This window comes from Desulfomarina profundi, assembly GCF_019703855.1.
GTDB lineage: Bacteria > Desulfobacterota > Desulfobulbia > Desulfobulbales > Desulfocapsaceae > Desulfomarina > Desulfomarina profundi.
This window is the reverse complement of record NZ_AP024086.1, coordinates 237,267-263,728: the sequence shown is the minus strand read 5'-3', so window position 1 is coordinate 263,728 and position 26,462 is coordinate 237,267. Positions and strand designations below refer to the sequence as shown.

At 46.3% G+C, this 26,462-nt stretch carries 23 protein-coding genes and 1 pseudogene; 15 read left to right on the top strand and 9 right to left on the bottom strand.

Translation table 11 applies throughout. The features are described from left to right. Positions 1 to 110: 110 nt before the first annotated feature. Together LO777_RS01160 and LO777_RS01155 are read right to left on the bottom strand one after the other, a co-directional pair. Positions 111 to 512 (bottom strand): NifB/NifX family molybdenum-iron cluster-binding protein, encoded by a 402-nt coding sequence (locus tag LO777_RS01160; protein WP_228855759.1) that lies wholly within the window; start codon positions 510 to 512, stop codon positions 111 to 113. A gap of 174 nt (positions 513 to 686) precedes the next feature. Beyond that, a complete protein-coding gene (locus LO777_RS01155) occupies positions 687 to 2,075 on the bottom strand; it encodes a sigma-54 interaction domain-containing protein (protein ID WP_228855758.1) in 1,389 nt (462 codons plus the stop codon). A 304-nt stretch (positions 2,076 to 2,379) separates the two neighbouring features. Here LO777_RS01155 and LO777_RS01150 point away from each other — a divergent pair, with 304 nt between their 5' ends. Genes LO777_RS01150 through LO777_RS01140 form a run of 3 tightly spaced genes read left to right on the top strand, consistent with a single transcriptional unit; the run spans position 2,380 to position 6,757 of the window. After that, positions 2,380 to 3,156, top strand: coding sequence for a TSUP family transporter (locus LO777_RS01150; protein ID WP_228855757.1), 777 nt, complete (start codon positions 2,380 to 2,382; stop codon positions 3,154 to 3,156). Between the two features lie 2 nt (positions 3,157 to 3,158). After that, positions 3,159 to 4,967, top strand: a complete 1,809-nt coding sequence (locus tag LO777_RS01145; RefSeq protein ID WP_228855756.1) for an ABC transporter ATP-binding protein — start codon at positions 3,159 to 3,161, stop codon at positions 4,965 to 4,967. Then, positions 4,964 to 6,757, top strand: a complete 1,794-nt coding sequence (locus LO777_RS01140; RefSeq protein WP_228855755.1) for an ABC transporter ATP-binding protein — start codon at positions 4,964 to 4,966, stop codon at positions 6,755 to 6,757. Before LO777_RS01145 ends, LO777_RS01140 begins: the two co-directional genes overlap by 4 nt. Before the next feature lie 59 nt (positions 6,758 to 6,816). Here the strand turns inward: LO777_RS01140 and LO777_RS01135 are convergent, their stop codons facing one another. Beyond that, the gene (locus LO777_RS01135; RefSeq protein WP_228855754.1) at positions 6,817 to 7,392 is read right to left on the bottom strand and encodes a peptidase associated/transthyretin-like domain-containing protein; all 576 of its coding nucleotides are present in this window, start codon (positions 7,390 to 7,392) and stop codon (positions 6,817 to 6,819) included. 371 nt (positions 7,393 to 7,763) lie between these two features. On the opposite strand from LO777_RS01135, the gene LO777_RS01130 reads away from it, so the two are divergent. From LO777_RS01130 to LO777_RS01115, 4 genes are all read left to right on the top strand, one after another. After that, positions 7,764 to 8,168 (top strand): HEAT repeat domain-containing protein, encoded by a 405-nt coding sequence (locus tag LO777_RS01130; RefSeq protein WP_228855753.1) that lies wholly within the window; start codon positions 7,764 to 7,766, stop codon positions 8,166 to 8,168. Beyond that, a complete protein-coding gene (locus LO777_RS01125; RefSeq protein ID WP_228855752.1) occupies positions 8,165 to 8,446 on the top strand; it encodes a hypothetical protein in 282 nt (93 codons plus the stop codon). The genes LO777_RS01130 and LO777_RS01125 overlap by 4 nt, the downstream gene beginning before the upstream one ends. Before the next feature lie 190 nt (positions 8,447 to 8,636). After that, on the top strand, positions 8,637 to 9,308 hold the full coding sequence (locus tag LO777_RS01120; RefSeq protein WP_228855751.1) for a hypothetical protein: 672 nt from the start codon (positions 8,637 to 8,639) through the stop codon (positions 9,306 to 9,308). Between the two features lie 58 nt (positions 9,309 to 9,366). Continuing rightward, complete coding sequence (locus tag LO777_RS01115; RefSeq protein ID WP_228855750.1) at positions 9,367 to 10,719, top strand: hypothetical protein; 1,353 nt, start codon at positions 9,367 to 9,369, stop codon at positions 10,717 to 10,719. Here the strand turns inward: LO777_RS01115 and LO777_RS01110 are convergent, their stop codons facing one another. The 3 genes from LO777_RS01110 to LO777_RS01100 form a co-directional block, all read right to left on the bottom strand. Then, positions 10,720 to 12,222 carry a glycosyltransferase family 2 protein gene (locus LO777_RS01110; protein ID WP_228855749.1) on the bottom strand — a complete coding sequence of 501 codons (1,503 nt, stop codon included), beginning with the start codon at positions 12,220 to 12,222 and terminating at the stop codon, positions 10,720 to 10,722. 254 nt (positions 12,223 to 12,476) lie between these two features. Next, positions 12,477 to 13,166, bottom strand: coding sequence for a CAAX prenyl protease-related protein (locus LO777_RS01105; RefSeq protein WP_228855748.1), 690 nt, complete (start codon positions 13,164 to 13,166; stop codon positions 12,477 to 12,479). A 157-nt stretch (positions 13,167 to 13,323) separates the two neighbouring features. After that, complete coding sequence (locus LO777_RS01100; RefSeq protein ID WP_228855747.1) at positions 13,324 to 13,668, bottom strand: hypothetical protein; 345 nt, start codon at positions 13,666 to 13,668, stop codon at positions 13,324 to 13,326. A gap of 500 nt (positions 13,669 to 14,168) precedes the next feature. Here LO777_RS01100 and LO777_RS01095 point away from each other — a divergent pair, with 500 nt between their 5' ends. Next, positions 14,169 to 17,153 carry a methyl-accepting chemotaxis protein gene (locus LO777_RS01095; protein ID WP_228855746.1) on the top strand — a complete coding sequence of 995 codons (2,985 nt, stop codon included), beginning with the start codon at positions 14,169 to 14,171 and terminating at the stop codon, positions 17,151 to 17,153. Positions 17,154 to 17,297: 144 nt separating this feature from the next. Continuing rightward, on the top strand, positions 17,298 to 18,137 hold the full coding sequence (locus LO777_RS01090) for a 50S ribosomal protein L11 methyltransferase (protein ID WP_228855745.1): 840 nt from the start codon (positions 17,298 to 17,300) through the stop codon (positions 18,135 to 18,137). 68 nt (positions 18,138 to 18,205) lie between these two features. Here the strand turns inward: LO777_RS01090 and htpX are convergent. Both htpX and LO777_RS01080 read right to left on the bottom strand, forming a co-directional pair. Then, positions 18,206 to 19,069: pseudogene (htpX, locus tag LO777_RS20860) on the bottom strand (protease HtpX). Positions 19,070 to 19,542: 473 nt separating this feature from the next. Beyond that, the gene (locus tag LO777_RS01080; protein WP_228855744.1) at positions 19,543 to 19,941 is read right to left on the bottom strand and encodes a GatB/YqeY domain-containing protein; all 399 of its coding nucleotides are present in this window, start codon (positions 19,939 to 19,941) and stop codon (positions 19,543 to 19,545) included. A gap of 122 nt (positions 19,942 to 20,063) precedes the next feature. Here LO777_RS01080 and LO777_RS01075 point away from each other — a divergent pair, with 122 nt between their 5' ends. From LO777_RS01075 to LO777_RS01055, 5 genes are all read left to right on the top strand, one after another. Further along, a complete protein-coding gene (locus tag LO777_RS01075) occupies positions 20,064 to 20,771 on the top strand; it encodes an alpha/beta hydrolase (RefSeq protein WP_228855743.1) in 708 nt (235 codons plus the stop codon). Positions 20,772 to 20,996: 225 nt separating this feature from the next. Further along, on the top strand, positions 20,997 to 21,392 hold the full coding sequence (locus tag LO777_RS01070; protein WP_228855742.1) for a DnaJ family domain-containing protein: 396 nt from the start codon (positions 20,997 to 20,999) through the stop codon (positions 21,390 to 21,392). A 10-nt stretch (positions 21,393 to 21,402) separates the two neighbouring features. Next, a complete protein-coding gene (locus tag LO777_RS01065) occupies positions 21,403 to 22,191 on the top strand; it encodes an SIR2 family NAD-dependent protein deacylase (RefSeq protein WP_228855741.1) in 789 nt (262 codons plus the stop codon). A 185-nt stretch (positions 22,192 to 22,376) separates the two neighbouring features. Further along, positions 22,377 to 22,679 carry a hypothetical protein gene (locus tag LO777_RS01060; RefSeq protein WP_228855740.1) on the top strand — a complete coding sequence of 101 codons (303 nt, stop codon included), beginning with the start codon at positions 22,377 to 22,379 and terminating at the stop codon, positions 22,677 to 22,679. 9 nt (positions 22,680 to 22,688) lie between these two features. Continuing rightward, the gene (locus LO777_RS01055; protein WP_228855739.1) at positions 22,689 to 23,585 is read left to right on the top strand and encodes a MinD/ParA family ATP-binding protein; all 897 of its coding nucleotides are present in this window, start codon (positions 22,689 to 22,691) and stop codon (positions 23,583 to 23,585) included. A 19-nt stretch (positions 23,586 to 23,604) separates the two neighbouring features. Here the strand turns inward: LO777_RS01055 and LO777_RS01050 are convergent, their stop codons facing one another. Next, entirely contained in the window at positions 23,605 to 24,315 is a 711-nt protein-coding gene (locus tag LO777_RS01050; protein ID WP_228855738.1) for a hypothetical protein, read from the bottom strand. 402 nt (positions 24,316 to 24,717) lie between these two features. Between LO777_RS01050 and LO777_RS01045 the strand changes: the two genes are divergently transcribed. Then, positions 24,718 to 26,328 carry a protein adenylyltransferase SelO gene (locus tag LO777_RS01045; RefSeq protein WP_407929177.1) on the top strand — a complete coding sequence of 537 codons (1,611 nt, stop codon included), beginning with the start codon at positions 24,718 to 24,720 and terminating at the stop codon, positions 26,326 to 26,328. The last annotated feature ends 134 nt before the right edge of the window (positions 26,329 to 26,462 follow it).

Here is a 26,462-nt window from a genome sequence, read left to right as displayed (position 1 = left end):
AACCCTGCCATCCGCCATTGGATGCCATATTTTCGGATGATCTGTCACGTTTTTATATTCCACATGCAGCCAGCCTGAAAAATCCGAACCAGTACCTGTCCGAAAATAAGCTAATTTTTCAAATACCGGCCTATCCCCTGCTGCCCCGGAGAACATCTCCTTCCACGACAGCATCGTCTGCGCGGACAGCCAGGCATGGTAAAGTCGGCCAGGTCTTCACCATTCACATAGAGAGATAAAATTTCTTCCGCGTCTCCTGATATAAAAGGAATAACTTCTATCCGGACTGCTTCAAGAAGAGCAGCCGTCCCCATTGACAGGGCACCACAAATCAGAACATCAACTTCCAGGCTTTCCAGGAGTTCAAGCACACGATTAAACATGGCGCCATCCATTCGTTCTATTCGCCTGTCAATAATGTCATCCCCTTCAACCTCAGCAATCAACAAGGTCTGGGCGGAATCAAATACCGGAGAAATCAGATTTCCCCATACTGTAATGGCTACATTCATTCATTTTCCTCCCTGGCACTTGTCATTTTGCATTTACAATGCCAAAGTGATAAAATATTTTTTCCCTGTATTTTCAGATAGAAAGAAGAAGAGATGTCTTCTTGAAAGGAAGAAAGAGATAAAGGGTCGCACAAATGCAACCCAATACAGTCGCATAGAGTCGCAGAAAGTCTCTCAGTGCAACTCTTTTCGGGTCGTCCTCCCGTCAATTCCGGGAAGAGTTATCTGGTATTTTTTCAGTTTGCGAAACAGGGTGCTTTTATGGATGCCCAGTTCTCTTGCCGCAGCCAGCCGGTTATATTTATTATTTTTCAGAGCTTCGACAATCCGCGCCTTTTCCGTCATTCCCGCTGCCTCACGAGCTGTAGAGGAACCCTGTTCCGGAATAGTCTTTTTTCTCTGAAGCAGATAGGCGGGAAGGTGAGAACTGTTTATTTCTCCCTCTGAACAGAGAACAAAACCGTGTTCAATAATGTTTTCCAGCTCACGGATATTGCCGGGATAATCGTGGCCCAGAAGAAGGGCCATCACTTCCCGATCTACACCTGAAACAGCTTTTCCCTTGATACGGTTCATTTTTTTAATAAATTTTTCAACCAGAAGCGGTACATCTTCAATACGTTCTCTTAACGGTGGCAGCCTGAAACTGATAATATTGATCCGGTAAAAAAGATCTCGGCGAAAATCCCCGTTCTCCACCATTTCCGACAGGTCACGGTTGGTGGCGGTAATGACCCGCGCAGCCGTTTTGACCTTTTCCACACTGCCCAGGGGCTGATATTCTTTTTCCTGCAAAACCCGAAGTAATCGCACCTGAAAAGCAGCACTGGTATCCCCGATTTCATCAAGAAAGATTGTCCCTTCTCCGGCGGAGCCAAAAAAACCCTTCTTATCCTTTTCGGCCCCGGTAAAGGCCCCCGCCTTATAGCCGAAAAGTTCAGACTCCAGAAGACTGTCCGGCAGAGCCCCACAGTTGACAGCCACAAACGGATCATCCTTTTTCAGGGAAAGATTATGGATGGCCGAAGCCAACAATTCCTTGCCTGTTCCTGTTTCACCTTCAATTAAAACCGTTGAATCACTTCTGGCAACCTGGGGCAGGATCGCGAAAATCTTTTTCATCCCCTCACTGCGACTCACCATATCAGCGAGCTGATAACTGCCCTCCAGTTCCCGCCGTAACTCTTCAACCAGACTATGATCCCGAAAGGTCTCCACTCCACCCAGAACCACACCTGATTCGTCCTTCAAGGGAGAGGTTGAGACAGAGATGGGCACCCGTTTCTGCCGATTATTGATGATATACGTGGAACTACTGACAAAGGATTTTCCTTCCTTCATTGTCCTTTTCAGAGCACAGTCACCCTCGCACATATTGGAACGAAAAACCTCCCAGCAGTAACGACCGATTGCCTCCTCCCGGCTTGTACCCGTAATCTCTTCAGCCGCCCGGTTAAAAGTCATTATCCGCCAGTTATGATCAACGGTAAAGACCCCGTCAGAGATCGATTCCAGGATGATCTCATTAGCCGTTTTATTTATTGCTTCATCTTTATTTTTCACTACAACTCACAAAGAATTTTTTTTTACACATCAATCCCCATACAAAATATATCCTGAATACATACAAAACTCAGCTTGACACTTGAAAGCCGGAAATGTGCTGTTTTATCGGACATATTTCAAAAATTACATTTTGCCGGTTCAAAAGAAACAGGAATTACCGGCTGAGATTCATGGGTTATGAGAAAATATATAACGTAACTGAAGCAAGGCAAACAAAAGTTGCCAATTATGTTAAGCGGATTTATTCTGTTCTCCACATGTTTTCTGCCGCTGACCTGAAAAACAAGGAGTTTTCCCTGGAATGGAATCAATTGATATCTCACCTACCGTCCTGCTTATACTGCTTCTAGTCGGCCTGCTCTCAGGTTTTATCGATTCCATCGCCGGAGGAGGTGGTCTTATTGCTCTGCCGGCCCTGCTCTTCGTCGGCCTGCCACCCCAGGTCGCACTGGGCACCAATAAACTGCAGGGAAGTTTCGGCACCCTGTCAGCCAGCTGGAACTTTATCTCCAGAAGAGAGGTCTCTCTCAAAACCGCCCTGCCGGGAATTTTTTTCACCCTCATTGGTGCCAGCGGCGGTGCTCTGCTGGTTCAATCACTGGATCCATCTTTTATTAAACCGCTGATTCCGATTCTGCTGCTTCTTGTCTTTTTCCATACCCTCTTTTCGCGGGAACTGGGCAGCAAAGACATTCCTGCCAGAATGCAGCCAATTCTGTTCCATGCCCTGTTTGGCCTCCTGCTCGGATTTTACGATGGTTTTTTTGGCCCCGGAACCGGGTCTTTCTGGACAGTGGCCTTCATGTTTTTCGCGGGCTTCAACATGACACGGGCCACCGGCTATACAAAGATCATGAATTTTACCAGTAATATTGTCGCACTCACCTGGTTCATCATAGGCGGCAATATCATCTGGTCAATCGGCCTGACCATGGCCGCCGGGCAAATCATCGGTGCACGGATCGGATCAGGGATGGCAATTAAAAGAGGAGCAGCCTTCATCAGACCACTCTTTCTCACCGTTGTTTTTATAACCATTGCCCGTCTTGCCTTTATTAATTTCTTCAATGTAACTTGACTTTGACGACTCAACAGACAACAGATAAGCGAAAAAAAAGAAAACAGCCCCAAGCCACCTTTGCACAGGTCCGCTCTCTGCTCGGACCGACCTACAGAAAACACAGATTACGACTGCTCGCCGGGTTTATCGCTCTTCTCGCCGTTGATTTTCTGCAGTTGCTTATTCCCCGTATTATCCGCAGGGCTGTTGACAGCCTGCAGGCAACCGAAATATCCAGTCACGAACTCCTGACACCGGCAGCGCTGATAGTATCCATTGCCGCAGGCGTAGTTATCCTCCGTTTCACCTGGCGCTACCTGATTATAGGCTTTTCCAGGCTGCTGGAAAGAGATATAAGAAACCGGATTTTCACCCATCTTCTCACCATGGACGGCCCGTTCTTCGAAAAACGGACAACCGGAGACCTGATGGCCCATTCCTCCAATGATATTTCCGCCATCCAGATGGCCTGCGGCATGGGCATGGTTGCCGCAGTTGATGCCCTGGTCATGCTTCTGGCCGCCATCGGCTTCATGATAGCAATTCACCCTACCCTGACCCTTATGGCTCTCCTGCCCATGCCAATACTTGCAATAAGTACCAGGATACTCTCGGGAAAACTGCACAAGCGCTTTTCTGCGGTACAGGAACGGTTTGCCATGTTGACAGAACTCTCCAGGTCAACTCTTATTTCCATAGGGTTGATCAAGAGCTACACCATGGAGGGATTTCAGACAAAGCAGTTTGACCGGCTGGGAAAGAAATATGTAAAAGATAATCTGCGGGTGGCAGCTATCCAGGGACTGATCAGCCCTGTTGCCACCCTGGTGGGTAACATCGGAATGCTGGTAGTCCTTTTTCTCGGGGGTCTTTTTGTTATCCAGAAAAAAATAAGCCTTGGTGATTTTGTAGCCTTTATCACTTACCTTTACATGCTTATCTGGCCTGTTATGGCTGTGGGCTGGGTCGCCAACCTTGTCCAGCGGGGAGCCACTTCCCTTGCCCGCATTCACAGCCTGGTCACAAGTGTCGCCCGGCTGCATGATCCAAAAGAAGGGCCGGAACCGGACCCCGGTCAACCTGGATTCAGGCTTAACAATCTCACATTTTCCTACCCGTCTTCTCCCCGCCCTGTTTTGAACAATCTCAGCCTCCATCTGGGCCCTGGAATCCACGGGATAACCGGACGTACTGGCTGCGGCAAGACGACCCTCTGCAAACTACTGACGCGACTCTACCCGGTAAAGAATCAACAACTCTGCTTCGCCGGCCACGATGTCAATCAATATCCCCTGTTTCAGGTTCGTTCCCGTATCGGTTATGTTGCCCAGGAACCAATACTTTTTTCACGATCCATCGCTGAAAACATTCGCCTGGGGAGACCCGAGGCAAGTCGAAAGGAGGTGGAAGAAGCAGCAAAAAAAGCGGCCATCCACGAAGATATTCTCACATTTGAAAAAGGATATGAAACAACAATCGGTGAAAGAGGCATAAAACTTTCCGGCGGACAGCGTCAACGCCTTGCCATGGCCCGTGCCCTGCTGGCAGACCGGGAAATATTGCTTATTGATGACGGGCTCTCTGCCGTTGACGTGACTACGGAAGAGGAGCTTTTCCACGGTCTGAAACATTATTTTGCCGACAAGGTGGTCATCGTCATCTCCAACCGCACCAAACTCCTCTCCATGACGGATCGTATTATCATCCTTACTGACGGCAGTGTGGAAGCCGAAGGGAGCCATGAAGAGCTTCTGCGCTCAAGCGATCTGTACCGCTCCATGTACAGCAAGCAGATGCTGGATCCTGACGAAGCGGGGTCGAAAAGATGAAAAATTTCGGTTACAGCGAAGAAGGTGCCCGTATTTCCCTGGGAGATTTCCAGCTCTGGCGTCGTATTGCAATGTTCTGCAGGCCCCATCTCCCCCGGCTTTTCCTGGCACTCGTGCTCTCCCTGCTGGTCACCGGTGCGACCCTTGCCCTGCCCCACCTGATGCAAAATGGAATCGATAATTTTATCACCAACCACAACCTGACCGATCACCTCAGGATTGCAGGGCTGATGCGAACAGCAATTTTCTACGGAGGAATCGTAGGTGCTCTCTTTGTCGCTTCCTTCTGTCAGATAATGGTTCTGGAGTGGATCGGTCAATCCATCATGCACACCATCAGGCAGGAACTCTTTTCCCACCTTCTCAGCCTGGATATGGCCTTTTTCAACTCCACCCCCACCGGCAGGCTTGTCACAAGGTTGACGAATGATATCCAGAACATGCATGAGATGTTCACCTCTGTCATCATCACCCTGTTTAATGATCTTCTCAGGCTGGGGGCAATCATAGTTCTGCTCTACCTGATGAATCCGAACCTTGCAGCACTCATGACCATTTTTGTCCCCCTTTCCCTGATAATCACGGTCTCCTTTGCCCGTCTTGCCAGGGAGCGGTTTCGTGCAATTCGCACGCAACTGGCACGACTCAACTCTTTTCTTTCCGAAACCATCTCCGGCATTGCCATCCTGCAACTGTTTGGCAGAGAAGAGTCAAGCAGGCAAGAGTTTGAGGAACTGAGCGAAGGTTTTCTTCATCATGCCCTCAGGCAGATCAAACTATTTGGCACCTTTATGCCACTCACCGAATTCATGAGTTCTACAGCTGTAGCCATGATCCTCTGGTACGGAGGGGGAGAAGTCCTGGAGAACCGGCTCACCCTTGGTGAACTGGTTGCTTTCCTCTCTTATATGCGTCTTTTTTTCCAGCCCCTGCGTGAACTTTCCCAGAAATACTCTATTGTCCAGTCGGCCATGGCCTCAGCAGAACGAATTTTTCAACTTCTGGACAGAAAAAGTAATCTGAAACAACCGGCACAACCCAAAAAAATAACCAACCCAAAAGGCCGGCTGCAGTTCAAAAACATCACCTTCAGTTATAATAAAATAGAAAAGACTCCTCTCATTGAAGAGATGTCCCTTACAATCGAGGCTGGTGAAACCGTGGCCCTGGTGGGCACCACCGGTTCCGGAAAAACAACACTGGTCAGCCTGCTCCTGCGGTTTTATGATCCGGAAAAGGGAAATATCACAATTGATGGCGTCAACATCTCAGAGCTTGACCTCCATGAGCTGCGCACACTCATCGGAGTCATCCTTCAGGAAGTCCTTATCCTCCAGGATACTCTTCTGGCCAATATCGTTCTGGATACCGGTCGAACAAGAACCGATGTGGAAAATATCATGCGGAAAACCGGCATGACCCGCTTTGTGGAAAAACTCCCCGAAGGACTGGACACTCTGATCGGTGAAGGTGGCCAGGAGCTTTCCACCGGAGAGAAACAATTGCTGGCCTTTGCCCGGGTTCTCTGCAAGGACCCGGCCATCCTTATTCTTGATGAGGCGACAGCAGCTATTGACACGGAATCGGAAAATATCCTGGAAGAAGCCATTGCCGACAGTTTCACCGGCCGCACCTCTCTCATCATTGCTCACAGGCTTTCCACGATTCGCCGTGCCGACAGGATCATAGTCATGCAGGCTGGAAAAATTATAGAACAGGGCACACACATGACGCTCCTGAATAAAAAGGGTGAATATGCCCGAATGGTGGCAATGGACAGAAAAGGATAGAGCATGGTCTGGACAATCAACCCAGTCATTTGTACCCTATGAGTATTTTTCAGATAAACTTAACGCTGTTTTACCAGGTCAAAATGCATGGTTTCAGGAAATTCAAAAACGGCGCCGTTTTTCTGGGGAGCAAATTCCTTTAACTCTTTTTTCACCTGGAGATAGCCATCCTTTGTCGCGACAAATTCAAACGTTCTGCAAGAGCCTATTCTTTCCTTGATTATAGCCGTAAAAGGAGTCTCACCAATAACCTCGCCATTTAACAGAACTACGGCCCCGGAGGGTACGGAAGTCATGTGAATTTTGTAAATTTTTCTCTTTTCCAGGTCAAAATGAACCGCTTCAGGAACAACATCGTCCACAGTCTGGTAATAAAGCTGTTCCTTGAATGCCTTCCTGGCCGGTTTATAATCCTCTTTTACGGCCTTGAAAGCATAAATATTATAGTCGCCCTTTCGCTGCTGCACTACAACATCACATGGTGTTTCTCCGACAATCCGGTCATTGAGAAACAACAGGGCTCCGGACGGCCTGGATGTCACATGGGTACGATGGACTGTTTTCCCACAACCACCCAGCAAAATTACTGCCAGCAGAGGCAGTAACGGAATCAAGCAACGGAACTGTCTTTTCACACTCTCCCCCTTTTGCCACTCGTTTTCTTCAGGTCAATCTGGATTTTTCTTGCCTTTCGGCCCAAACAGGAGCACTTTAACGTGTATTATCTTATCACATATAACCTAAATCCTGCACTTCGGGAATAAAGAAAAAATATTTATACTGTATAAACAGATAGTTATCTGTATCGCAGTAGGGGCTATACTACTCACTATCAGAGTGAGATTGTTTTTTCTTTATTCCCTTGCCCTGGGGGATTGGCAATTTTATCGAATCTGCTTCGTTATCAAGTGCTTGAAGTATGTTAATACGTCTGCGCCCTTGATGCCTCGCATCTCCGAAAACTTGCCAATTGCAGGATTTAGGTATAAATTAAACTCGCACTTCAATGGAAAACACAAAATCAACAGTAAGCGATCAGGAGCTGAAAAGAGTAATCGCCGATTTTCTCGATCAGGGTCACGTAGACAATATCATTGCCATGTTCCGCCGCGAGCCGTCTTACTATACGTGGACCGGGGATCTGTTGCAGGATGATCGCTTCAGCGTTCGCCTTGGCCTCTCAGTCCTTTTTGAGGAACTTGTGAAACTCCAGCCGGAAAAAACAGTACTGGCCATACCGTCACTGGTTCAGGTTCTTGAAAACCCTGAACCTCTCCTGAGAGGGGAAGCAGTATCTCTGCTCGGTATGATCGGCACCAAAGAAGCCATCGCCCATATCCGCCTCCTAGAGACTGATAAAAATCCCCAGGTCAGGGAAATGGTAACCATAATTCTTGAGGAGCACGCGTGAAACCCGAAACATCTTCGCCCCCCGTGCTCCACCGGATCCCATGGTGGGTCAGTATTCTTCTCGCTGTCCTGTTTTACTACGGTCTGAAATACCTAGCACCTCAACTCCATACCTCCAGCACTTTTCTCAATAATATTCTGGCATTGGCTCCAAAAGCCGCACCTGTAACGGCCATGGTTTTTCTTCTTTACGGGGCTGTCCGCCTTTATGATTTTGATGAAAAAGAAGACGACAAGAGTGACTGTGCCGATTCAGAAAAACCTGACCGTGTTTCATAAATTGACCATATTTTTTTCTTGACATATGACTGATGAAAAAAATGGAAGAACAGAGTATATGAAGGACTGCTTTATGACATCTTGCCATACAAATAATAATTTACTGCAGGCATAGAGTTGATATTCTAAGGATAATTTTTTTTTTGTATAGCACAGAGATCAAACGAATATACATGAAAACAACAGACTAATGAAAAACATAGACAACCTGACTGAAAAACTTCAGGACATAATCGAAATGGGAAACAAAGTTCTGGCCACAGAAACCCAGGGCTTCCAAAAGCAGACCTTTGTGGATGAGCAGAAATTCCATGACTTCAGAATATCCGGGCTTTCACTTCTCAGCCGGATCTTTGGTGATACCAGCCAGCACTACACCTGTTTTAAATCGGAAGTGACCATTCCTGGCAGCAGTCGAACAAAACGGGGTATCTCCATTCTTACTTCTGCCGCCAGGGAACTGCAAGGTAACTGGCTGGAAACAACCAGAGGGAATATTACCTCGGAAATATTGGAAGAATTCATGGATATTGCCAGGACTTATATCGAAAAAAACGCTCCGGCAGCCGCAATCATCCTGCTGGCTGCCGTTCTTGAAAAACACTTACGAAATCTCTGTCTGGCAAACGGAATTAATATTATGAACAGGCAGCAAAGTACACCTGCCCTTAAAAAACCACTCCAACTCACGAGCGATGGGTATAAGAAAAAACTTTTTGACCGCACGCAAAACAAAAAACTCCTTTCCTGGCTGGAACTGTGCGACAGGATAAGCCAGGATTCCACCTTGACTGTTTCGACAGAACAGGCGGATAAAATGTACAAAGACATAAAACGTTTTCTGGCCGCAACTCCGTATTAATATTCACAGACTCGAAAACCTGGGAACGCTGTTAATCCATAACAACCATTCAACTTCAATGGGCACTTCACAATCAAATTTATCTACTCTTCTTTCCTGGCGGGAAGAATATCATCGAAACCTGAACAGTTTTTTTTCCGGGAAAAAATTCTATATTTTTGCAGGTCTTGCGGCATACATCCTTATCATGCTGGTCCGATCATGGGATAATTTTTCAGCACCCGGACTCTATGTGGAGGATGCCACCCATTATTTCAATCTTTTTTATGGCGGGCACCAACCCCTCGGTTCCATTTTTCAGCATCCCAACGGATACTACAATATCTACAATAATTTTATTGCCTTCCTGGCGGCCAGGGCCGATATTCTTCTCCAACCGCGTATTTATCAGTCAATGGCCATCATGCTCTGCGTGATCACCGTGGCCGCGGTATCCTTTTCCGGGCTTCTCCAGAACAGGTTTGTCCTCCTGATCGCCCCTCTGCTTCTGGGCCTCTCCGGACTGAACCATATTTACTACTACATCACACTGACATTTCAGATGTATATGGTGGTCCTGCTCCTTCTTGTCCTACTTCTATGGCGATGGAAACTGCCCTTTATAGTTAATCTGTTTTTCTTTGTCCTGTTGGCACTCCTTATCTGGTCAGGTCCCTATTCCGTATTGACCGTACCCTTCTGCCTGACCTCTCTCTTTTTTTTCAAGGGAAGAACATGGACAAACCTGGGTATTATCGCGGTGACAGTCAGTTACGCTCTGTCGGTTGAAAAAAGCACCATTATGCTCGGCAACCTGTTCAATACAGAAATCCTTACCCTCTGGTTCCAGACCCTGATTACAAAAGTTTTCTTCATGGAAATGAAGGACAGTGTCAATACTGAAAAGATAGTTCTTCTTCTTGTGATTTTTCTACCCCTCTTCTTCATCCTCAGAAAGGAAAAACTCTACCTGAAAACCACAGCCCTTCTTTTCGTTATTATTATTTCTTCATTTGCCCCCCTTTTTCTCAGTAAAAAATACCTGCTTTACCAGACAATCTACCCCTGCCATATAGTGATAGCCCAGTTTTTCTACCTGGTTTTCATCCTTTATTCGGCGGATCACATCCTGAGAAAATTCAGCAATAATGAAATGCAGATCGGTTCTCTCTTCATGCTGTCTGTCTTCGCGTTTATTCTTCTGGACAATATTGAGCATCAGGAAAAATATCGTACTCCCATCATGAAATCCATCCCTGCTTTTCTCAAAGCTGTAAAAAAGGCCGAGTCAACCGGGCTGTCAGACAGGCATCAATATATTGTCATTATCACTGATGGCATAAAAAAAGCCTTTAAACCGGTGGCCGTGGTGGGCGACAGATCAAAAGGCTCAAAACGTATAAATAAAATATTTATTCCCTCCAGGGAATAATCATTCGTCTATCTTTCTCGACTTTTCTCCGGAAATTTCCATGGCGGAAGCCAGAAGATGCTGGAGTGAAGGGGGTGGGGTCACAAAAAAGACAAACTGAAAACTGAACAGAGACTTCCTTATTCGTATCAGCCCCCTGTGCACCGACATGAAGAAATCAGCCAGACCATTTGACGAAAATATCGCCCTGTAGGGTACAGGAAGGCCAAGAATGTCCTGAATTGCAAATCCATTCTGAACAAAGATTTTCCTGGCCGAACGCAGGGTGAAAAAGTGAAAACTGTTGAAATTGATAATTCCTCTTCTGGTATAAGAAAACCGTCCGAAAAGCAGTAGCAGCCTGGTCAGAAAAAAACCGATATTGGCTATGGTCACGCATATTTTCAAATCCGGTGAATACATGCATACCTCCCGCAATTTCGCCACCATCTCTTCCGGATTCCGGGATACGGAATCATCAAGAAGAAAAATATAGTCAAGACTGTGCTCACTTGTCATATGATCCAGAAAAAATCGGGCACTTTTGACATTCACAAAATGACCACACTCCCGCAAATGCTCCTTTAATTTATCAGGAATATTGCCTACAAGCATTATATTTGAACGATCCGGTATCTCTTTTGAGAGAATTGCCTCAAGGTGCATCTCTTCTGCTGCAGCATCTGCTGCCTGCTGTTCTTCTGCAGGTTTACAGTCAAACTTTGGATCATAAAAAATATGAAAAGGCTGTACCTTTGCCAGGAAAGTTGCCTTTACAACATCCCAGGCATATTTAATTCCGTTGACATGACATATTTCATCCCCGTAAAAGGTGGGAATCGGCAGTTCCATGATCCTCTGCCTGGCAAAAATCAACTGGATAATGATTTCCGTATCAAAATGAAAATCATTACTGTTCAGACTAAAGGGAATAGTTTTCAATGCTTCAATACTGTACAATCTGTAACCACTGTGAAATTCACTGAGATCAGATCCAAGCATGAAATTTTGATAGGTTGTAAGAATTTTGTTTCCCACATATTTATAAAAGGGCATTCCTCCTTTGAGTGCAGCCCGTTTTTCAAGCATTCTTGATCCAAACACAACTTCCGCCTTTTTTGTTGCCAGAACCTCCACCAGTTCCGGCAGGCATTCCGGCGCATACTGCCCGTCCCCATGCACGAGTGCGACCCAGTCAAAACCATTTTCCATGGCATAGTGAAAACCGATTTTCTGATTTCCGCCATATCCCTGGTTTTTCGGGTTGTAGAGTACAGTAAGTTTAAAGGGAACCAGACCGGCCCTTTTAGCCAGCTCACTCTTTTCAAAAGTATTATCCTGGGACGAATCATCAATGATCAGAACTTCAATATCATAGCGATCAGACAAGCTGACAGGGATACGCTTCAGAACATTTTCAATCGTATTTTCAGCATTATAGGCAACAATAAAAATTAATAAACGCCCTTTACCGCCGGGATCATTCTGTAACTGCGGCAGGTGATCTTTTTTCTGAGTGTGCATGACATTCGACCGATTTTTCTCTCCCTAAGACGGGAAACCATGAATTTTACAAGTACGTTGAAAACAAAATTTATAATTGGCCACAGGAGTAACTATGTGTTTTCATTTACCTTACCACTGTAAGTGATCAGGGGTGCCGCCCCTGATCACTTACCAAAAATTAAGTCCGCTTTATACCAGTAAATGGAATAAAAAGTACAGAGAAATACCATCGGGACACTCTATTCACAGACAGGAAACAGCGGAAGATCAGTTTACCACAGTTCCCAGGATCCCGTCATCAATATATACATGACAAGAAGCAGATTACTGGTACTGTGTGCAACAATGCACAGCCATAAATCCTTTTTCCAATAGAGAAGAATGTTCATCAGAGCACAATAGACTGCGGCGGCTAGCCACTCCGGATGAGCCAGGGTAAAAAGAAGAACAACCCACAGGAAAGAGCGCAGGGTAAAAATACCGAGTGGTTGCTCTTCCCAGTTTGCGGAAATAACCCATCTCAGCAAAAAACCTCTCCAGAAGAGTTCTTCCACAACAGGTACAAGAAGAACAAGACTCAGGGAACGGACAAGAAGAAAAGCCCATAACAGCAATGGCGAAGAAATGGACTCAAAGGGATTGAAACCCTGCCGGGGTTCCGGCCTCAACCATACCGGAAGACTGGAGACAACTGTTTCGGTGAAATGTGTTCTGCTGAGAACTATCCACAGAACAATACCGACAATCCCGAAAAGAATCCCAGGCATGAGATCCTTGTGGGCCCTGTAGATATACCTCCCACTTAAAAGATAAATGGTAGCACCGCTGACCATTACAGCTGTAGCAATATACAACCAAGGGTATAAGTCATGATACCGTGCTGCAACCTGACTGAAAAGAAGATAAAGAACAAAAGGGATCACATAGGGAATCATCCCGTACTTTTTGGCATTTAAAAACATATCCCCCTCTTCTCAATAAACGACTTTTCACTCTCCTCCCAACCCTCTAGAGACTCTCCCCCTTAATACCATGTTCTCCTGAAAAGCCAACAATTTTTGCACAAAGAATTATTCAGGCACATTTTGTCAATGACCCGATTCCCCTTATGTGGGTTACTCAGCCGTTCCCAAATGAATAATACTTTTTCAAACGGGAACTGAAAAACGGCAGAATAGAAAAGAATGTAAAAGCAGTCACCAGCCCAAGAATTACTGCCAGCCTGCTCCAATCCATTCCTTCTCTCTTGTATATTTCCATTAAATTAAAAAGAGTGCGTAGCCATTCAACAGCAGTAATCAGGAGGTAAATCTGCAGGATCCTGGCCGCCCATTTTTTCCTGACAAAAAGAAAAAGGGGGATGATCAATGCGATGAGAATCAACACCGGGGATCCCATCCTGAAACAATGCGCCGCCATCAGAACAAAACTGAGAATTGCGGGCAACAGAAAAACTATAATCATAACTAACTACCAGTTTTAATTTATTCTTGAATAAGCACAGGTTTTTTTTCTATCACCTGAGACCGTGACATTTCTGTATTTCTTCATACTCAATATGCAAAAAAAAATCTTTGACCCAAGTCAAAGATTTTTTGAGAACCATGCTCTTTTCCTGACACAAACAAAGCTGCTATTAGTCACTACCCGAACAATAATTCTCTGAAGCCCTCCCAGAGAGAGGCCCATAATGCATCGCTAAAAATAATAATTATTGTCATAATAAAAACATGTTACACATTATACCACAAAGCAGCATCAGCAACAATGGCGAAAATACCGATTTTCAGAAAAAAAATTTCCCCACTTTCTAACATAAGACAAACACCTAAAAAATGTAATTTTATTTGTTTTTCTTTTTTCCAAAACATATACTCAAAACAATGACAATTCATACTGAAAACTACACTCCCATCTATACCTTCACACAAATCCAAAAATAAGAAAAACTCAAAGGAGAAACAATGAAACTACTGAGATTTTTCAAACCAACTGGAGTCAAACTTGTCCTGTCCTTTCTCTTTATTGGCATTCTACCCCTGACCCTCAGTGGTCTCATTTCTTATAATGAAGCTAGTAAAGCTCTTAAAACAGCGACATTCGAACAATTGATAAGCGTCAGAGAAATTAAAAAGAAACAGATCGAAAATTTATTCAAAGATCGAAAAGGAGATATGAAAGTTCTCCTGGAAACCGTGAGAACTCTCAGGGAACACGCATTTGAACAACTCAATGCCATCCAGAAAAACAAGAAGAAAGCTGTCATTGAACTGGCCCGCCAGTGGCAGACAGATATCGCTGCCCAGCAAAGCCGATCCATCTGCACCAAAGGAATGGCCCAGTATGAAAACTATCTTGCGACTGGTGAAATAACGCCCGAATATAAACGGTTTGCATCAATTATTGATACATTTATTCAGGCAACCGGTTATTACGATTTCTTTGTCATCAATCCGAAGGGTACTGTTGTTCATACACAGGCAAAGGAAGCCGATTACCAAACCAACCTGATTTCCGGTCCCTATAAAGACAGTGGACTTGCCCGGGCTTTTCATGGGGCCATCAAGGGAAAAACAGTCTTGGTCGATTTTGCCCCCTACGCCCCCAGCAATAATGAGCCAGCCGCATTTATCGCAGCTCCTATTCTCTTCAAGGGAAAACGGACAGGCGTGGTTGCCCTCCAGCTCTCCATGGATAAACTGCAGTCCATCATGGACGAACGAACCGGCCTCGGCAAAACAGGCGAAACATACCTGGTCGGCAGTGACCTGCTCATGCGTTCGAATTCCTTCCTTGATCCCGAGAACCACTCGGTTAAATCATCTTTTGCCAATCCTGTCAAAGGAAAAGTTGATACAGAGGCAGTACATTGGGCACTTGCCGGTGAAGACAAAACAGGAGTGATAAAGGATTATAATGGCAATCCGGTACTCTCCGCCGCGGCACCTCTTGATCTTGCAGGGGTACGGTGGGCCATTGTTTCTGAAATTGATCTGGCTGAAGCCTTCAGTCCGGTTAATAGCGACGGAGGGGAATATTTCGCAAAATATGTCAAATCCTATGGATATCACGATCTTTTCCTTATCAACCCCGATGGTTTCTGCTTTTACACTGCAGCAAAGGAGGCAGATTTTCAGACCAATTTTTTAAACGGGAAATATGCTTCATCCAACCTTGGCAGGCTGGTTCGTTCAGTTATCAAAAGAAAATCGTTTGGTATCGCAGACTTTACACCCTACTCACCAAGCAACAATGAACCAGCGGCTTTTATCGCCCAACCGTTTATTTCCAGTAACGGCAAAATAGAAGTTATCATAGCCCTGCAACTTTCCCTGGACGCCATCAACGGAATCATGCAGCAGAGGGATGGAATGGGAACTTCGGGAGAAACCTACCTCGTCGGCCCGGATATGCTGATGCGCTCGGACTCCTTTCTTGATCCGAAAAATCATTCCGTCAAAGCATCTTTTGCAAAACCTGACAGGGGTAAAGTAAACACCATAGCCACACAAAAAAGTTTACAGGGAAGAACAGCCACTGAAATAATCACTGACTACAACGGCAACAAGGTCTTTTCCAGTTTTACCCCGATCAAAATCCAGGATCTTCACTGGGCCCTTATAGCGGAAATTGATGAAGCCGAGGCTCTTGCCCCGACCAAGGCTCTACAGAAAATGACTGGTATTGTAATGGCTTCCAGTGTCGTCATTGTTTTCGGCATCTCATTTCTCCTTCTGCGCATGATAACGGGACCAATCAAAACCGTTGCAAACAACCTCCGAAAACTCTCCCAGGGGGAAGGAGACCTCACCCAGCGTCTCAATGTTGACTGCCCTGACTGTTCAGATGTGATGAATTGCAATGAACCGGATTGTAAAAGTTTTGCTAAAAAAGGGCTCTGCTGGGAAATAAGCGGAACCATGGCCGAGGCTCCCGACTGCATTGAGGTAACCAGTGGCAAAATTACCGACTGCCAGGAGTGTAAAGTCTATGCAATGGCCAACTATGATGAACTGCAATCGCTTTCCACAAACTTCAATGCATTTATCTTTAAACTGCAGGGCATGTTCAAAGAGGTGGTTCAGGGAGTCAATACTGTTTCAGCCGCAACCACGGAACTTTCCGCCATTGCAGAACAGATGTCAAGTGGAGCAGAAAACGTCTCCAGCCAGTCCAATTCAGTTGCCACAGCAGCAGAAGAAATGAGCGTTAACATGGATTCCATTGCTGCAGCAACGGAGGAAACCACAACTAATATGAATATTGTAGCATCGGCTGCAGAAGAAATGACGGCAACAATTTCCGATGTGAACAGCAACACGGAACAGGCAGGAAGAGTAACAGGTGAAGCCGTTGAAGAGGCAAAAAGCGCTACAGCCAAGGTGCAGCAACTTGGCCGCGCCGCAAGCGAAATCAGCAAGGTAACCGAAGTAATAAATGATATCTCGGGCCAGACCAATCTCCTGGCTCTGAATGCAACCATTGAGGCAGCCCGGGCCGGAGAGGCAGGAAAAGGATTTGGGGTAGTGGCAAACGAGATCAAAGAACTTGCAAAACAGACCGCTGAGGCAACAGACCAGATAAAAAACCAGATTGAAGACATCCAGAATTCAACCACTGAAACTGTAAACCAGATAGAGCGTATTACCGCTGTAATCAATACGGTAAATGATACCGTCAAGACAATTACCAGCGCTGTACAGGAGCAGACTGCCGCCACCGATGAAATCGCATCAAATGTGGCCCAGGCAGCCCAGGGATTGACAGAGGTCAATGAAAATGTGGCTCAAAGCTCAACCGTCGCAACCCAGATAGCTGAAGATATCAGTATGGTCAGCCAGGCCTCCGGCGAAATGGCCACATCCAGCGGAGAAGTACAGGGCAGCGCCGCAGACCTATCTGAAACTGCGGAAAAACTGAAGGAAATGGTCAGCGGTTTCAGGCTGTAAATTCCCAGGTAACCTGCCTGCCGGGAAAACCCTGCAGGCAGGTTACAATCCCACCTTTTTTCACAAATCGATATTGCCATATCATCCCACAGTTGGTAAAACCCCAAAATAATTCCAAGACCTCAACTCTCTTTTTTAAAGAAGATGAAAACTCAACAGGCATACTTGAGTCCAGACACTGTTCTCTCTATCTACTATATTGAAGGAATTGTTCCCCGCTCTGCCCGCCTGCACATGGAAACGTTCATTGGCAACTGGGTCGAAGATGATTTTTCTTTCCTCTTTTTTACCGCACCCGCAAGAAAAGAAGTTGAAGATATCTGCGCCGGTCTCCCATACCTGAAACTGCTCGATGAATTTGAAATGACCTATGAACAGTGGCAGGGAGGAAGCATAGAACCTGTGCGGATCGGTCGGTTTCTCCTGAATCCCCCCTGGATCAAAGCCACTCCGGTGGAAAATGAAATTGCCCTCACCCTTGATTCCGGTGTTGTTTTCGGCAACGGTACTCACCCCACAACCCGGGCCTGCCTGGAAGCCATTGATATTGCCTGCACGGGCGGAAAAGTCCAGACCATGCTGGACCTTGGCTGTGGAACAGGAATCCTCGCCCTGGCAGCCAGCCGACTCGGCTGCAGCAAGGCAGTCGCTGTTGATTACAACCTGCTTGCCTGCAAAACTGCCCTGAGCAACGTCCATCTCAATAAGCTCAAACAAAACATTGTGGTCGTAAATGGCAGGGCTGAACAGTGTACTGGAAAACCCACGGATCTTCTTGTTGCCAATATCCACTACGAGGTCATGAAGGAGTTAATCCGCACCGACGGTTTTCTTCGGCAAAAATGGTTTATACTCTCCGGCTTACTCCACAGTGAGGAAAAAAAAGTATCCGATTACCTTGCGACTCTACCGGTGGTCATAGTCAAACGATGGAATGAGGATAATATCTGGCATACAATTCTCGGCATCACCAGAGAAGAGTAACGCTGAATTCCATTACAGTTCAGAAAAAACGGGCAGACAGTCCCGCAAAACAGTTGCCACAGTATTTTCTACGACAACCGCTCAAGAGCAGCAATACGCTCTTCCAGCGGAGGGTGACTTCTAAAAAGACTGGCCAGCCCCCCTTCTCTCGGACGGATACCGAAAGCAGCAACCTGTTCAGGAAGATGAGACGGCTCATGGTGTGCCTGCAACCGACGCAGTGCACCAACCATCTTTGCACTCGATGTGAGATAGGCAGCACCTTTGTCCGCAGTAAACTCCCGCTTTCTTGAAAACCACATGACAATTATAGAAGCAAAAAGTCCCAGTACCATTTCAAGGACAATGGTGACAGCCATATAACCCATAAAACCCAGTCCCCCCCATCTTCGTCACCACCAAGAACATTATCCAGAATATTGGCAGCAATACGTGACAGGAAAATAACAAAGGTGTTCAATACTCCCTGGATAAGAGACAGGGTGACCATATCCCCACAGGCCACATGGGTTATCTCGTGGGCAAGCACCGCTTCCACCTCATCCCGGTTCATATTCTGCAGCAGCCCCGTGCTCACAGCGACAAGGGCATTATTCTTGTTCATTCCCGTTGCAAAGGCATTCAAATCCGGCGAATGGTAAACAGCAACCTCAGGCATTCCGATTTCCGCATCTTCAGCCATACGGGCCACGGTATCCATCAACCATTTCTCCGTGGGATTTACAGGTTGTTCAATAACCCTGGCCCGGTTGATTTTTTAGCAATCCATTTGGACATGGCCAGGGAAATAAACGACCCCCCATACCAAACATTCCAGCCATGACAAGCAGACCGGAAGTACTTCTTGAATCGATCCCCAGGACAGACATAACAATACCCAGTAAAACCAGTATTGCCATATTCGTTGCCAAAAACAGAATTATACGTAACACGCCCTTACCTCCATTTTCAAAAAGTTCATATTTTTTCTGATTACCCACGAAACTCAGCATATCAAAGGATATCCAGGTCAAAGCAACCAAAGCTCCTTTCAAACAAATTCAGGCTGAGTTTCGTGTATAATCAGTATTATTTTTTTAATGGGGTAATACCTAAATCCTGCACTTCGGGAACAAAGAAAAAATATTTATAATGTATAAACAGATAGTTATAATATTACAGTAGGGGCTGTACTACTCACTATCAGAGTGAGATTGTTTTTTCTTTATTCCCTTGCCCTGGGGGATTGGCAATTTTATCGAATCTGCTTCGTTATCAAGTGCTTGAAGTATGTTAATACGTCTGCGCCCTTGATGCCTCGCATCTCCGAAAAACTTGCCAATTGCAGGATTTAGGTAATAATAAACATCGTTTGGACAAGCACAACAGGAATTGATTCATCGTCTGATTTCATAACGATTCCACGTCAGGTAAAACTCATAAGAATCTTTTTGACGATATTTCCATCCGCCCGTCCTGAAAAATGGTTCATGACTGGTCTCATTGCCTGCATCCGGTTGTCGAAACTCTCAAAATCAATATTTTCCTCAATCCAGGTTCTGATTTCCTCTTCGTCAGCCTGGCTGGGCAGATAACTTTCCATAACAGTTAGAAAACCTGAACTGTCTTTTCCTGCCGCTGTCAGCAGTTCTTTTTCCGATTTTATCAGTTTTCTGATAATGCCAATCACCTGATCATCACTGAGCTTCTTCTCGCGCTGTCGCTGGAATTCTCCTATCAGGATACGTATTGCACCTGTGCGGTCACTGTCCTTTGCCTTAATCGCCACCTGCAGTTCATTCTGAAACCTTTCCTGCATGCTCATTTTATTTCCTCATCCGTTTTTTCTCATGTTCCCTGAGATTGTTTTCATGTATAATACCATGCTGATTCTCTTTTTCTCCAGAAATTCATCACATTAATCATTTTTTACTGAGGCACAATTCAATGACACTTCTTCCCGCCATCGAACTTGAAACGGGTGCAAATCCCGACGCCACAGTTATCTGGCTGCACGGCCTTGGTGCCGACGGCAACGATTTTGCGCCCATTGTTCCCGAGCTGCGATTACCGAAATCCGCACATATCCGTTTTATCTTTCCCCATGCGCCAGCCATTCCCGTCACGGTCAATGGCGGTTTTGTCATGCCCGCCTGGTATGATATATTGGAAATGGAAATCGACAGGAAGGTGGACACCAGCCAACTCCTGCAATCCGCCGCCAGGATCGGAGATTTTATTACCCGGGAACTGGAACGGGGGATCGACTCCGCCAGAATCATCATTGCCGGTTTCTCCCAGGGTGGGGCAGTAGCTTACCAGGTGGCTCTCAGTCATACTCTTCCCCTGGGTGGGCTCCTGGCCATGTCGACCTATTTTGCTACCGCTGACACTATTATATTAAGCAGAGAGAATAAAAACATCCCCATTACCATCCAGCACGGGATATATGATCCGGTAGTACCGGAGACTCTTGGACAGAAGGCGACCACACAACTTGTCAAGGCAGGTTACAGTGTCAATTACAAAAATTATCCCATGGAACACGCAGTCTGCCCGGAACAGATAACAGATATCGGCAACTGGTTACAGAAATTACTTTTATACCTAAATCCTGCACTTCGGGAACAAAGAAAAAATATTTATAATGTATAAACAGATAGTTATAATATTACAGTAGGGGCTGTACTACTCACTATCAGAGTGAGATTGTTTTTTCTTTATTCCCTTGCCCTGGGGGATTGGCAATTTTATCGAATCTGCTTCGTTATCAAGTGCTTGAAGTATGTTAATACGTCTGCGCCCTTGATGCCTCGCATCTCCGAAAAACTTGCCAATTGCAGGATTTAGGTTATAACCTTCCCATCAATTTTATTACTTATGAATTCAATAGCCTTTATTGCAGAACAGAAAATACAGGAAGCCATGAAAAAAGGCGACCTCACTGTTGAAAGGTGGAAGAACAGACCGCTGCCAATGGAGGATGACAGCCTGGTCCCCGATGATCTGAAAATGGCCTACAAGATCCTGAAAAACAGTGGTTACCTGCCACCCGAAATTGAAGAACGAAAAGAGGTAAAGCGCCTGGAAGAACTGATTGCCGCCACGGAAGACGAACATGTCCGCCTTAAGCAGATGAAAAAACTGAGTGTCCTCCTCATGAAAATTGATGCCCGACGGGGAAAAACTTCCAATATCACCCAACAGGATGATTATTATCGAATGGTTGTGGAAAAAATCTCCCTTAACGCAAAACCGTCCTCTTCCTCCAAATAGCATTGCATCCATGAAAACCATTGCCCCACAGACAACAGATACTTTTCTGGAAGAAGCCGCCCTAAAATTCAGGAAAGCAGACCATCCTGTTGCCCTTACTGGAGCAGGAATCTCGGTTGCCAGCGGCATTGCCGATTTCAGAAGTAGAGGCGGACTCTGGAGCAGGTTTTCCCCCGAAGAATATGCCACTCTCCAGGTCTTTCTCGACAATCCGGAAAAAGCATGGAAACTGTACAGAACCCTGGGCAGGGAACTGCAGGACAAAAAACCCAACAAGGCTCATCTTGTCCTAGCTGAACTGGAAAAACAACATCTCCTGGAAGGTATTGTCACCCAGAATATCGACAACCTGCACCAGGCGGCCGGCAGCAGTAATGTCCTAGAAATTCATGGTGATCATAATCATCTGCACTGCCTGCAATGCGGTGATCGAATAGAAGTGCGTGCCGACCATTTTACGAAGAGCAATATTCCCCGCTGCAGCCTGTGCGATTACCCCTTGAAACCCAATATCGTTCTCTTCGGAGAACAGGTACACAACCTCGATTCCATCCAGGAATTAATCCGCTCCTGTGATCTCCTGCTTGTTATCGGCACATCAGCCCAGGTTTACCCAGCGGCAACCCTGCCCCATACAGTGAAACAGCAGGGTGGGCTGGTGTATGAATTCAACCGGGAGCAGACACTTTCCACCTCCGGACTTTTGGGTCATTTTCCTCTGTCCGATTACTTTTTCCATGGGGATCTTGGCACCACTCTCCCCCTGTTTGGTGCAGCAGTCCTCCATTTGAATTCATGACAGACATATAGTTTTCCTGTTCTGATACTGGGTACTCAGACTAAATTTTATCTCCCCACCTTCCGAAAAGAAATCTACATTCTTCAAGGAAAAAGTGACTCTGTCATGTTTCTTTGATAGAATTCTATGGAATGGTGTGACAACAGGCGACAGCATTTTTTCTTTCCTGGCGGGCAAGGAGTTCAATGCAATTCTGTAAAGACTGCGGAGGCGTTCTCAATCTTTTTGGAAACAATGAGGGGGAGCTCTGTTCTTCCTGCATCCAGCATAGAAAACCTGCGCCGCCACCACAGGAAAAGAGAGAAAACGAATACGAAGAACTGTTGGAAGAAACTGTTCTTCTCTGTGAAAACAATAAAATCATCCTGCGCTCAAAAGAAGGCTGGGAGCTATGGAGTGCACCCGTAACTGCGGAAACGGATCTGAAAACAGCCCTGAAACAGGCACAGCGTATCTATAAAATCCGCAGCAGACGACGTAAAAACTGACCCGAATCCATGACAACAACCATCTCCATAGGATCCGGAAAAGGCGGTACCGGAAAGACAATGATCCTTGCCAACCTGGCACTTCTTCTCGCCCGGAAAGGGAAAAAAGTCTGCCTGCTTGATCTGGATGTGGGAGGAGCCGACACCCACCTGCTTTTCGGTCTCTTTGAGCCAAAATACTCACTGACTGATTTTCTTACAAGAAAAGTCGATACGCTGCAAGATACCCTGCACACCTTTTACTCCTACAACGGTCTGCAATTCCTTCCCGGAACAGGTAACACACTGCAGACAGCTAATATGAGCTACCAGGAAAAACAGCGGCTCCTCCGTGCCATATCAACCATTGATGCGGATGTTGTATTGATCGACGTAGGTGCGGGAACAAACTACCACTCCCTGGACTTCTTTATGTTTTCCGATATCCAGATCTGCGTGACTCTACCGGACCCCACATCAATTCTGGATTTTTACACCTTCCTGCAACTGGCAACCATCCGCAGGGTACTGGGGAGTTTCCTCTCCCGAAGCCAGGTCAGCAGTACCCTGAAAAAACAGCATTTTACCTCTCTTTCCCAGGTATTCAGGCTGGCGGAAGACACCCAAAAAGGAGCCAGGGAAAAAGCCCAACTGGCTCTGAAATATTTCCATCCCCTCCTTGTGGTCAACCGTGATTCAGCCAATGCTCGGGTCAACAAGAAAAAACTCAATTCACTCACCTCAAAATACCTGGGAATTGAAATTCCACCCCTGGGGGAAATCCCGGAGGACAGTGCTGCCGGAGAAGCACTGAAGGCCTATATTCCAGTGTGCGAACTCTTTCCAGATGCCCCAGTTTCCATTGCCCTTGATACCATGGCGAATAAGCTCGCAAAGGTGATTGAGCTCTTTGCCGACCATTCGTAGGTGACCACAGGCAGATACTTCATCCCCCCTGCCGCATCCCCCTGACAGTTTTCAGCAAAAACAGGGCAACGGGAATGTACGCAGCCAGGGCAAAAGCCGCCATGTGGGGAAAAATCACTGGAGTTTCAGGTGAGTACACAAGCAGGTATGCCGCAAGGGCGGGCAGTTTATCAAATTGAAGAAAGGCAAAAAGGGCAAGAACGAAACGCCTCATCAGATCCGGCCGTTCCGGAGAACTGCCCAGTGAAGCCCGGTACAGAAAATAGAGGGAAACAGTCAGGCCCAGAAAAAAAATGGATGTTCCTACCAGTGCACCAACAGCCAGACCGGATTCATCTGCAGCCAGCTTTCTCGCTTCGGAAGGAAACCAGAAATAAACTGCCGTGAAAAAAGTGAGTAGATACCCGCCGACCCCTCCCAGGAGAAACTTGAAATGGTCTCCTGACACCTCTTCCACAACTTCAAAACCTGACTTTTGTCGAAATAAAAGAAGTACTGCCCCGAGAAGCATGACGCAGATCATAAAAAAAGGCCATGGCGGTGCTTCACCATAGAGAGGGAACCAGAGACGCCCCTCCTCCGGCGGCAAAAGAAACAGCAGACCGAAAACAAAAGCAACAAGGGAACCAAAACCCAAAAGAAGTGCTGTCGTCAACCTGGCCAGTCCGACCAGATAACTCATGCCGGTCACAGAAGAGGCAAAACCGGCAATAAGAATTCGTATGATCATTTTTTCGTTCTCCCTTCAACCCGAATCCAGTAGAATTCTCATCATAAATTTTTCAACCCATACACCAACCCGGTTGAATTATAGATTCAGCTGCCATATCTTATCCTGCACATATGTCAGAATATACCATCATAAAATGCAATCAATGTGGTCAAACACTTCGTTTTCCCCATAATATAGGAGGACTGGTTGTGGCATGTCCTTCCTGCGGTCAAAAATTCCAATCGGATTTTAAGCTACAGGGAAGTGGAAAGAAACCATTTTTCTCAATTCTTCCCCCAGATCCCCCACTTTTTCAGGGTTTTTCCGCAGAATGTTGCGAACACTGTATTCACGTTTTGTGAAAAGATAACACCCCTTCCACTCTTGATAACACATTGTGGCATGCTTATACTGATGAGCATGACTCATTCTCCAACTGTCCCATCACTCGATGACCTGATTTTTGATAATCGTTTCTTCAGGGATCTCCCCAGTGATCCCATCCAGGAAAACTCCCGAAGGCAGATACGGGGTGCCTGTTATTCCAGGGTGACTCCCAGGAAAGTTTCATCTCCGCACCTTCTGGCCTTCAGTCCCGAAGTTGCCCGACTTCTGGGTATCTCCATCGAAACATGCCGGAGCAGTGATTTCACTGAAATTTTTGTGGGTAACCGGCTCCTTGCCGGGATGAATCCTTATGCCATGTGCTATGGCGGACATCAGTTTGGCAACTGGGCGGGACAATTGGGAGATGGCCGGGCAATCAACCTGGGCGAAGTGGATACAGGGAAGAATTCTCACTGGACCCTGCAATTGAAGGGTGCCGGACCTACACCCTATTCACGATCTGCAGACGGCCTGGCCGTTCTCCGCTCATCTCTGCGGGAATTCCTCTGCAGCGAAGCCATGCATCACCTCGGCATCCCCACCACAAGAGGATTGAGTCTCATCACCACAGGTGAACAAGTGGTAAGAGACATGTTTTACGATGGACATCCCAAGGAAGAGCCGGGTGCTGTTGTCTGCCGGGTTGCACAGTCCTTTATTCGTTTCGGTAACTTTGAACTCCCAGCCTCCAGAAAAGACATAAACCTGCTCAAACAACTGGTGGATTTTACCATTCGCACAGATTTTCCCCACCTGGGGAAACCTTCAACTGCAACGTATCTCCAGTGGTTTAATGAAGTCTGCGAAAAAACAGCCATTCTTCTTGTTCACTGGATGCGTGTCGGTTTTGTCCATGGGGTTATGAATACTGATAACATGTCAATTACAGGACTGACCATTGATTATGGCCCCTACGGATGGGTGGAAGATTTTGACCCCAACTGGACCCCAAACACCACAGACAGCCAGGGGCGCCGTTACTGTTTTAAGAATCAACCCCACATCGGTCAATGGAACCTGCTCCAGCTGGCAAATGCCATTTACCCCCTGATCAACGACACCCTTCCCCTGCAGGAAGCACTTAATCTTTACACCAGCTCCTTCCAGGAAAAATGGAATGTAATGATGACCGGAAAACTTGGCCTGAAAACCTTTCAACCTCATATCGACGATACCCTGATTCATGAACTGCTGGGCATCCTGCAATCGGTTGAAACAGATATGACCATTTTCTTCAGAAATCTTGCAGAACTCTCCCCGATCCAGGAAGATAATAATGACCAGTCCATTCCCGCTCCACTCAGGGAAGCATACTATCTTCCCGAACAGATAAACAAGGAATACACAGCCCGCCTTTCAAACTGGCTGCAGAAATACAGGAAACGTCTTCAGGAAGACGACCAGACGGTTGAGGAGAGGACAGAACGAATGAACCAAACCAATCCCAAATATATTCTGCGCAATTACCTGGCTCAGCAGGCAATCGACAAGGCGGAAAACGGCGATACAACAATGATAGAGGAACTCCAGGATCTCATACGATACCCCTATGATGAACAGCCGGAGAAAAACCACTTTGCCCGAAAACGTCCCGAATGGGCCCGAAACCGCCCCGGCTGCTCCATGCTCTCATGCAGCTCATAACAACATCAGGCCATATTCCTGAATCCGTGGTGACGTTGTGATTTTGCTTGCCGATTACCGACAAGACTCAGCCTGATCCTTGTGACTCTGGAGATATGCTTGTTTTATGAGACATATTTCAAAAATCACCATCT